Genomic DNA, 9275 nt, shown 5'->3' with positions numbered 1-9275 from the left:
CGAACGCCGGCTGCCGCCCCGCCGGTGCGAACGCCGGCTGCCGCCCCGCCCGGCCTCATCCCGGGCGCCCGGCCCGGCCCCGTCCCGCCCCGGGTGCCCAACCTCGGTATCCCGGCCGCCCGACGTCGACCCCGGACCTGCGCCCACCGGCAACCGGGCGCCGTCCGAACCCACGCTTTGCCCGCCGTGCGTCGGTCCGGTAGTATGAATCTTCGTTGTGCGTGTCCTTTCCCGGATTCGCTGTGCCCTCGGGTGGCCTGGTTGCATGGTCACTAACGCCCGGAGCGCCGCCGGGAAGCTTTCGGACCCGGCCTCACATCAGTCCTCACCTGATGTACCGGTTGCGCACCGAAGAACTCAGTGCCCGCCCGCGGACTCACGCCCTGCGGCCAGGTCACTGTACCGACACCGAACACGAAGGCAAACACCGTGCGTACGTACACTCCCAAGCCCGGCGACGCCGACCGCCAGTGGCACGTCATCGACGCCACTGACGTCGTGCTGGGTCGTCTTGCCAGCCAGACCGCAACTCTGCTGCGCGGAAAGCACAAGCCGACCTTCGCCCCCCACATGGATATGGGCGATTTCGTCATCATCATCAACGCCGAGAAGGTGGCCCTGACCGGCGCCAAGCTCGAGAAGAAGCGGGCCTACCGCCACTCCGGTTTCCCGGGTGGTCTCTCGTCCGTGTCCTACGCGGAACTGCTGGAGAAGAACCCGGTCCGCGCCGTGGAGAAGGCCGTCCGCGGCATGCTCCCGAAGAACTCCCTGGCCGCTGAGCAGATCCACAAGCTCAAGGTGTACCGCGGTGCCGAGCACCCGCACGCCGCCCAGCAGCCGAAGACGTTCGAGATCACCCAGGTCGCCCAGTAACGGGTCAGCCCCACCACAATCTTTCAAGGAGAACCATGACTCTGAATGAGAATGAGTCGACCGAGGAAGTGGAGCTGACCAGCTACACCTCCGAGTCCACCCCCGCTGCCGAGGCCGTTGCGGTCTCCGAGCGCCCGGCCCTGACCGTCGCCGGTGGCGCCGTGGGTCGTCGCAAGCAGGCCATCGCCCGCGTCCGCGTGATCCCCGGCTCCGGCCAGTGGACCATCAACGGCCGCAGCCTCGAGACCTACTTCCCGAACAAGCTGCACCAGCAGGAAGTCAACGACCCCTTCAAGCTCCTCGAGCTCGAGGGTGCCTATGACGTCATCGCCCGCATCTCCGGCGGTGGCCCTTCCGGTCAGTCCGGCGCCCTGCGCCTGGGCGTGGCCCGTGCCCTCAACGAGATCGACCGGGAGAACAACCGCCCGGCCCTCAAGAAGGCCGGCTTCCTGACCCGCGACGCTCGCGTCATCGAGCGCAAGAAGGCCGGCCTCAAGAAGGCCCGCAAGGCCTCGCAGTTCTCGAAGCGCTGATCCTTCGCTGCCTCACGGCAGTTCCCGACGGCGGCAGCTCGCCTGCCGCTCTCGGCCCACGGAACCCCGTGGCCCGGTCCTCACGGACCAGGCCGCGGGGTTCTGCGGTTTAAGCCGTGTCTCAGCCTGCAGGAATGCGCAGCGGTATCCACCTGGTGCGCGGCCGCCTGCAGCCGCGACTGTCACGGACCGGACTGCTTCAGGGCGAGGGCGCACCGGATGGGCCCCGAGGACGCGGTCGGCGGGGACGCGATGGCCGGGAACGTTCCAAGGCAGTGCCCCCGGGCGACGTGGTCGGCGGGGGGCCTGGAGCCGGGGATCCCGGCCTGCCGTCGTCGAGGATGTCCTGCGGCGGCGCCCCGGCCTGCCGGCGGGAACGCACTGCCGGCACGGGTTCCCGAGCGTCAGGCCGGGGCTGCCGCGCCATGAGGGCTGCAGTGCCATGAGGGCTGCAGTGCCCTGAGGGCTGCAGCATGCCCGGGGACCGGGCGCGGGATCAGCTGCCCTCGGCGCGGCCCTGCTTCCAGTAACCCATGAAGGACACGCACTTGCGGTCGATCCCGAGGTCCTTCACGAGGTGCCGCCGGATCGACGTGATCGCCCCGGCCTCACCGGCCAGCCACGCGTACCAGCGCCCGTGCGGCCCCTCGGTGGGCACGTCCCAGAGCGGGGCCTCGCTGTCGGCCTCGGCCTCGATGGCGACGCCTGTCTCGGTCCCGGCACCGATCCCCGCCGCGGCACCTGCCCCGCCGCCGTCGGGACGTCTGGTCGCGATCACAACACCCGTCCCCGCGACCGCGGCGCCGTGGTCCCGGCCCCAGGCGCGCAGGGCCTCGGTCAGCGCCTCGCCCTGGGGGCGGTCGTCGCGGGGCAGCCACTGCAGTTGCACGGAGGCACGGGTGTGGACCGGCAGGGTGTCCTGGGCCGTGGGCACCTCGACGTACACGTGGCCGGAGTAGCGCTCGTCGAGGGTCTCGAGGATGGCGCAGATGGCGGGGGCGGCGGTCTCGTCGCCGGCCAGCAGCAGGGTGGTGGCCTCGCCCGGGTCCCACTCGATGCCCCCGCTGCGGCCTCGTCCGCCGGTCTCGGAGCGCTCGTCCGGACCGATGACCACGAGCTCGTCGCCCACCGCCGCGGTGGACGCCCACGCCGAGGCGGGCCCGTCGGTGCCGTGCAGCACGAAGTCCACGTCGATCTCCCGCTCGGCGGGGCGCACGGCGCGGACGGTGTAGGTCCGCATGGGGTTGCGCTCCTCCTCGGACAGGGACCGCCACCGCTGGTACCACTCCATCATCGGGGGAGCGGGATCCTCGAACAGCCCGACGTCCGGCAGCGAGCCGTCGGCGCGCGGGATCATCAGCTTGATCCGCTGGTCCAGGCCCCCGGTGCCGAAGAACTGCAGGTCCTCGTCGGCCAGCGTGAAGCGCACGAAGTGCTCGCTGAGCGGGTCGATCCGGGTCACGCGCGTCCGGTAGGCGCGCGTGGCGGGGTAGGTCCGGGTGGCCGTCACGGTCATGGCAGGGGGACTCCGTCGGGTCGGGGACGCCTCGGGATCCTCGAATGAGGTAAGGCTTACCTATTAACCTACGGAGCCGTGCCGTATTGCGCAACGCCCTGCCCGGTCAGAGGACCTTGGAGAGGAACTCCTGCAGTCGCGGCTGCTGCGGGTTGTCGAAGATCTGCTCCGGCGGGCCGACCTCCACGATCTTCCCGTGGTCCATGAACAGCACCCGGTCGGCCACCTCGCGGGCGAAGCCCATCTCGTGGGTGACCAGCACCATGGTCATGCCCTCCACGGCCAGGTCGCGGATGACCTGCAGCACCTCGCCCACCATCTCGGGGTCGAGGGCGGAGGTCGCCTCGTCGAAGAGCATGATCTGCGGGCTCATGGCCAGCGCCCGGGCGATGGCCACGCGCTGCTTCTGGCCGCCGGACAACGACGCCGGCCGCGCGTCGGCCTTGTCCTTCAGTCCCACACGGTCCAGCAGCCGCTCGGCGGTCTGCCGTGCCTCGGCCTTGGAGACGTTCTTGACCTCGGTGGGGGCCAGCATGATGTTCTCCGCCACGGTCATGTGGGGGAACAGGTTGAACTGCTGGAACACCATGCCGATGTGGCGGCGGACCTTGTTGATGTCCACCTTCGGGTCCGTGAGGTCGAAGTCGCCGACCCGCACGGTGCCGCCCGTGGGCTCCTCGAGCCGGTTCAGGCAGCGCAGGAAGGTGGACTTGCCGGAGCCGGAGGGGCCGATGACGCACAGCACCTCGCCCTCGTGGATCTGTCCGGTGATGCCCTTGAGCACCTCGTGGTCGCCGAAGGACTTGGTGAGGTCCTGGACGTCCACCACGACCTTGCGGCTCGGGGCGGTCCCGCCGGTGCTCTCTACGGCCTGGGTGCTCATTTGTTGACCTTCCTGTCCACGTAGTTGGCGAGCTGGGTCAGCAGCGTGATGGCCACGAAGTAGATGACGGCCACGATCAGCAGCACCTCGGTGACGCGGAAGTTCGCGGCGTAGATCTGCTGGGCCTGGTAGAGCAGCTCGGCGAAGCCGATGGCCAGCAGCAGGGAGGAGTCCTTGAGCATGATGACCAGCTGGTTGATCAACGAGGGCGTCATCATCTTGAACGCCTGCGGCAGCACCACGCGCTGCATGGACTTGCCGTAGCCCAGGCCCAGGGACCTCGAGGCCTCCATCTGGCCGGGGTCCACCGACTGGACGGCGCCGCGGACGATCTCGGCGATGTACGCCGCACCGTTGAGCGTCAGCGTCAGCACGCCGGCCACCCAGATGTTGACGTTGGTGCCGATCAGCTGCGGCAGGCCGAAGTAGAAGAAGAACGCCCAGACGAGGATCGGGGTGCCGCGGAAGATGCTGATGAAGGTGACCGCGATGCCCCGCAGGACGGGGTTGCGGGCGATCTTCATGAACCCGAAGAGCAGGCCCAGCACCATGGCCAGGGCGAAGGAGATGGCGGTGACCAGCAGGGTGTTGCCCAGGCCGGACATCAGGGCGGGGAACGAGGTGACGAGCAGGCCCCAGAACGTGGAGCGGTCCACCCCGTCGTCCTCGCCCTCGCCGCCCAGGTAGCGGTTCACGATCTCGTCGTACTCGCCGGAGGCCTGCAGCTCGGCCAGGCCGGCGTCGAACATGGCCAGCAGCTCGGCGTTGTCGCCCTTGTTGACGGCGAAGCCGTAGTCACCCGTGGGGATCTGCTCACCGACCGTGACCAGGCCGGAGCCCTGCTCCACGCCGTAGGCGATGATCGGGTAGTCGTCCATCAGGGCATCGGCGTTGCCGGACTTCACGGACTCCACCATCGTGGTGGTCTGGTCCAGCGGGAGCAGCTCGAAGCCGAACTCCTCCTGGTTCGCCTTCGCCTCCTCCTCGGACAGGGACCCGGTCTTCACGGCCAGGGTCTTGCCCTCGAGGGACTCGAAGCCGGTGATCTCGCCCTCGTCGCCCTCGTTCACGGCCAGGGTCAGGGTGCCCGTGAAGTAGGGCTCGGAGAAGTCGAAGATCTCGCGGCGTTCGTCGGTGATGCCCATGCCGGCGATCACGCCGTCGGCCTGGCCGGACTGCACGGCCTGCAGGGCGGCGTTGAAGCCGAGGGACTGCCACTCCACCTCGAATCCCTGGTCCTCGGCGATCGACTCCATGATGTCGATGTCGATGCCGGTCAGCTCCCCGGAGGAGTCGCGGAACTCGAAGGGCGCGAACGTGGTGTCCGTGGCGATCGTGTAGGTCTGGCCGGATCCCGCGGGCGTCGCCGCAGCGGCCGACGGCGCGGTCGCCAGGGCGGTGGCGCCCGAGAGGGAGGCGCCGCCGAAGACCAGGGCGGCCAGTGCGACGATCACCGCCAGGGCAGGCCTGTTCTGGATGGATCTCACAAGGATGTCCCCTTCTTCTGTGTCTCCTCCCCGCCGTGGTGGGTGCGGCGGGAGCGGTGCGAGGCCGGCCGGACCCGCGAACGGATCGGCGGGACGGCGGGCGTGATGTGACAGTGGGGACCAGCCTACAGAACCCGTGATCCACGCCTCAGAGGTGGCCTGCGACGAGGCAGCGGACACCAACATGACGTGTGTGATGTCACGTCGTCCCCGGTCCGGCGTACGATGCGAACACCGACGTGGAGGGGGAATCTCATGGGGGTCGGCTCGATCTATCCGCAACCAGGCGCACACGTCTTGCCGGGTGGCACCGGAGCGGGCGTCTCACCGGGCTGCGCCGGCCGGGACCTCGCCGGGGTGCGCCGGAGCGGGCGTCTCACCGGGCTGCGCCGGCCGGGACCTCTTGCCGGGTGGCGCTGGACGCTTCGGATACGCGGACCCCGCCGGTCGACCGCGCCGGGACATCCGCCGCACGCCTGTGACACGCTGGTCTTTCCCCGTGCCACTAGCGCAGATCCGCCAGCGGAATGACTGATCCCGGACCCGAGCCGATGACGCCGACCCCACTCTTCGAAGACCTCGGAGCCTCCCACCCGGCCCTCAACCGGTTCCTCCGGACGCCCTCCGGCGAGGAGCGGCTGCTCATCGTCCGCGCCCCGATGGGCACCGGGGCGCCCTGGCTGGCCGCCGGCTGGGTCGCCGCGTACGGGTCCGTCCCGGCCGCCACCCGTGCATCCGCTCCCGAGCCCACCTCCGAGTCCGCCTCTGCGCCCACCTCCGACTCAGAGCCCGCGCACGAGCCCACCGCAGCGCCTACTCCCGCGTCCGCCCGCACGCCCGCCCCGGCGCGCACCTCCGGACGGCCCTACGACGGCCGCCCGGCTGCAGGGCCCGGTGACAGCCGCCCGGCCGCGCGACCGGGCGTCGCTCCGGCACGGGGTGCCGCACACGGCCCGTTGGGGGAGCTGTACGGCCCGGAGGTGCGCCGGCGCATCTTCTCCTGGGAGCAGTCCGGCGGTGAGGTGCAGGCGTTCATCGACCGGGTGGGCTCCCTCCTGGACGATCCCGACGGCGGCCGGGTCGCCGTCGTCGGGGGGCACGAGGTGCCCGTGGCCGCGCTCGCCGCCGCCTTCCCCACACGGCTGGCAGGGCCGGACGACGTGCTGCTGACCGTGGACGAGATCGAGGCCTACGGTGCCCCCGATCCGGCGCGCCAGCCGGCCGGCGTGCCGGTCCAGGTCCCCCTGAGGGGCCAGGCGTCCGCGCAGCTGGCCCGGCGGGCGGCCACCAACGGCCACTCGCCGAAGCCGCTGACGCCGCTGCAGATCCACACCCGGACCGGCGGCTGGCTGCGGGCGGTGCGGATCCTCCTGGACGACCCGCTGGGCAACCACGCGGCGAAGCTGGCGGTCATGTCCTCGCTGATGCGCTGGCTCGGTGGGCGCGAGGACCGGGAGGTCGTGCAGATGGCGGCGTTCCTGCCCGAGTTCACGGAGGAGATCCTGGCGGCGTTCAGCGCCCACCCCGCGGGGCCCGGCGCGGGGCCCTCACTGCAGCAGTTGCAGGAGCTGGGGTTGGTGGTGCGATGCTCGGACGGTCAGCGGCGGATGTCGACGCTCGTCCGGGAGGCGCTGCAGATGTCGGTCATCGACGCGGACCCGCAGCGGGCCCGCGAGCTCGGCGAGGCCGCGGTCGACGCCACCACCCTGAACGTGGGGGTGGAGACCGCCGTCGAGACGGCATTGCGGGACCGGGCGTGGAAACGCCTGGAGGGGCTCATCCTGGACCACTGGGTGGACCTGTACATGCGGAACGCACCGATGCTCGCACAGGCCGTCGGCCGGCTGCCCAGCCACGTCATCTCCGGTCTCGGTGCGACCGGGATCGTCTCCCGGCTCATGGCCGTGACCCGGGCCGACGGCATGGACTTCATGCCGGCCGTCACGAGGCCGGACTACGCCCGGGACGAGACCGCGCAACGCCTGCGGGTCCGCACGGCGCGGATGCCGCTCGAGCCGGACCGCAGGACGCTGACCCTGGGCATCGCCGAACTGGCGCACCTGCGGCTGTCCGGGCACTTCGCGGAGGCGGCCGAGGCGGCACAGCGGGTCCGGGCGACGGTGGACGCCGCCGTGGACAGCCTGAGGGTCCGCCCCGCGGTCGCGGGATTCGCCGACCTGCAGGCCGGCATCGCGCTGCACCTGGCCGATCGGCAGGTGGAGGCGAAGGCAGCCTATGAGGCCGCCTATTTCTGGGGCAGCAGCGGTGAGGTGGACTTCGTCAAGGCCGATGCCGCCGGCAAGCTCGCGCTGCTCTCGGCGCACATGGGCAACCTGTACCAGACCCGGCGGTGGCTCGAGAAGGTGGACGAACCGCTCGCCGCCGTGCGGTGGGGCCGTCCCATGCTGGCCCGTGCGGCCATCCTGGCCCGGATCCACGTGGCGACGGCCGAACTCGAGCACGACACGGCCCGGCAGCTGCTGGCAGAGCTCCCGTTCGAGCCGGATTCCAACGAGTTCTGGGCCGCTCACGCCAGCGCCATCGCGTACTGCCTCACGCTGGACGGGCGCCTGGGGGAGGCCGAACACCGGATCGAGGAGTGGCGGCAGCAGCGGCCCTACGCCTGCCGGGCGCCGCTGGCGGACCGGCTCCTCCGCGAGGTCTCGAACCTGGCCACGCTCGTCGGCGGTCGCGGCGGGGCGGTGCCGGACTGGGACCACAACCCGATGCTCGCCAACCTCGAGGCCATGCGCTGCCTGTGGAAGCAGGACTTCGACGGAGCGCTGCGGGCCCTGCACGAGCCGGAGCGCACCAACATGCGGCACCGCGCCCTGGCGGACCTGGCCGAGGTCATCGCCCGGGCCCAGGCCACGCCGGACACGGCGGACGAGTCCGTGTTGCGCCAGCTGCCCCTCATCGCCCGCCAGGGTGCCGAACTGGCGGACCTGGCCTACTTCCATCCCTTCGGCTGGACACCGGTCTTCGCCCGCCTCGGCATGATCGACGACGACGAGGCCGCCCGGATCGCCGCCGTGACCAACCCCGCCGGGGCCGACCAGGAGGTCGTCCCGGAGCTGACACCGCGCGAGCAGGAGGTGCTGCGGATGCTGCGGGAGGGCATGACCCGCAAGCAGATGGCCACCTCGACCTTCCGTGCGGAGAACACCATCAAGGGGCAGTTGCGCAGTCTCTACGCCAAGCTCGGGGCCTCGACGGCCGAGGAGGCCCTGGAGGCCGCCCGCCACCACGGGCTCTGACCGGCCTCCCGCCGGGACGTTCCTGCGCAACGGTCGCCCGGGCTGCGCCTGCGGGCCGTTCGGGCGGGCTACGCGTCCGGGTGGTTCGTACGCGGTGGTTGTGCCCGAGGCGTGAGGGCTGTCACGATGAGGCATGCCTGCTCTGATCCGGTCCCTGCACACCGCCGTCCCGCCCATCGTGCTGGAACAGGAGATGGTCCGGGACGTGCTGGTCGCCCAGCCCGGACTGAACCGGCTGGGGCAGCGGCTGGTCCCGGCCGCGTTCAACGCCTCGGGCATCGAGCGGCGGCACACCGTGGTGGAGGACTGGCGCGACGCCGGCCGGGGCGCCAGCGGGCCGATCGGCACCTTCTTCGACCCGGCCACCGGCCACGTGCTCAATCCCAGCACGGGCACCCGCAACCTCGTCTACACCCAGCACGCCGCGGACCTCTACGAGGAGGCCGGCCGCGGTGCGCTGCAGTCCTGTCCGGACCTGGGGCCCGAGGACGTCACGCACGTCATCACCGTCTCCTGCACCGGGTTCTTCTCCCCGGGCCCGGACTACCAGCTGGTGCGCCGGCTCGGGCTGCCCGCCACCACCAAGAGGACCCACATCGGCTTCATGGGCTGCTACGCCGCCCTGCCGGCCCTGCGCGAAGCCGCGGCGGTCTGCGAGGCGGACCCGTCCGCCGTCGTGCTGGTGGTGAGCGTGGAGCTGTGCACGCTGCACGTGCGGCTGGGCAA

Annotated in this window: 6 protein-coding genes and 1 pseudogene; 4 read left to right on the top strand and 3 right to left on the bottom strand. The window is 71.1% G+C overall.

Annotated elements, in window-relative coordinates:
• Nucleotides 1-429 precede the first annotated feature (429 nt).
• Both rplM and rpsI read left to right on the top strand, forming a co-directional pair.
• On the top strand, nucleotides 430-873 hold the full coding sequence (gene rplM, locus PLJ28_RS10215) for a 50S ribosomal protein L13 (protein ID WP_010145286.1): 444 nt from the start codon (nucleotides 430-432) through the stop codon (nucleotides 871-873).
• A 35-nt stretch (nucleotides 874-908) separates the two neighbouring features.
• Complete coding sequence (gene rpsI, locus PLJ28_RS10210; RefSeq protein ID WP_010145285.1) at nucleotides 909-1406, top strand: 30S ribosomal protein S9; 498 nt, start codon at nucleotides 909-911, stop codon at nucleotides 1404-1406.
• Nucleotides 1407-1902: 496 nt separating this feature from the next.
• Here rpsI and PLJ28_RS10205 read toward each other — a convergent pair whose 3' ends face one another.
• From PLJ28_RS10205 to PLJ28_RS10195, 3 genes are all read right to left on the bottom strand, one after another.
• Nucleotides 1903-2922 carry a siderophore-interacting protein gene (locus PLJ28_RS10205; protein ID WP_183527521.1) on the bottom strand — a complete coding sequence of 340 codons (1020 nt, stop codon included), beginning with the start codon at nucleotides 2920-2922 and terminating at the stop codon, nucleotides 1903-1905.
• A gap of 106 nt (nucleotides 2923-3028) precedes the next feature.
• Nucleotides 3029-3805, bottom strand: a complete 777-nt coding sequence (locus PLJ28_RS10200) for an amino acid ABC transporter ATP-binding protein (RefSeq protein WP_221243383.1) — start codon at nucleotides 3803-3805, stop codon at nucleotides 3029-3031.
• Nucleotides 3802-5292, bottom strand: a complete 1491-nt coding sequence (locus PLJ28_RS10195; protein WP_298045894.1) for an amino acid ABC transporter substrate-binding protein/permease — start codon at nucleotides 5290-5292, stop codon at nucleotides 3802-3804. The genes PLJ28_RS10200 and PLJ28_RS10195 overlap by 4 nt, the downstream gene beginning before the upstream one ends.
• Before the next feature lie 527 nt (nucleotides 5293-5819).
• Between PLJ28_RS10195 and PLJ28_RS10190 the strand changes: the two genes are divergently transcribed.
• Nucleotides 5820-8549 carry a LuxR C-terminal-related transcriptional regulator gene (locus PLJ28_RS10190; protein ID WP_324590099.1) on the top strand — a complete coding sequence of 910 codons (2730 nt, stop codon included), beginning with the start codon at nucleotides 5820-5822 and terminating at the stop codon, nucleotides 8547-8549.
• A gap of 133 nt (nucleotides 8550-8682) precedes the next feature.
• Nucleotides 8683-9275, top strand: a pseudogene (locus tag PLJ28_RS10185) (type III polyketide synthase); the annotation flags it as partial.

The sequence above is a fragment of the Citricoccus sp. genome, from assembly GCF_035445025.1.
Classification (GTDB): domain Bacteria; phylum Actinomycetota; class Actinomycetes; order Actinomycetales; family Micrococcaceae; genus Citricoccus.
This window is presented reverse-complemented; position numbering and strand designations above follow the sequence as displayed.

What these genes read in the sequence shown, in the direction of transcription:
- PLJ28_RS10190 (WP_324590099.1), top strand. Translation starts at nt 5,820, where the DNA reads ATGACTGATCCCGGACCCGAGCCGATGACGCCGACCCCACTCTTCGAA.
- rpsI (WP_010145285.1), top strand. Translation starts at nt 909, where the DNA reads ATGACTCTGAATGAGAATGAGTCGACCGAGGAAGTGGAGCTGACCAGC.
- PLJ28_RS10205 (WP_183527521.1), bottom strand. Translation starts at nt 2,922, where the DNA reads ATGACCGTGACGGCCACCCGGACCTACCCCGCCACGCGCGCCTACCGG.
- PLJ28_RS10200 (WP_221243383.1), bottom strand. Translation starts at nt 3,805, where the DNA reads ATGAGCACCCAGGCCGTAGAGAGCACCGGCGGGACCGCCCCGAGCCGC.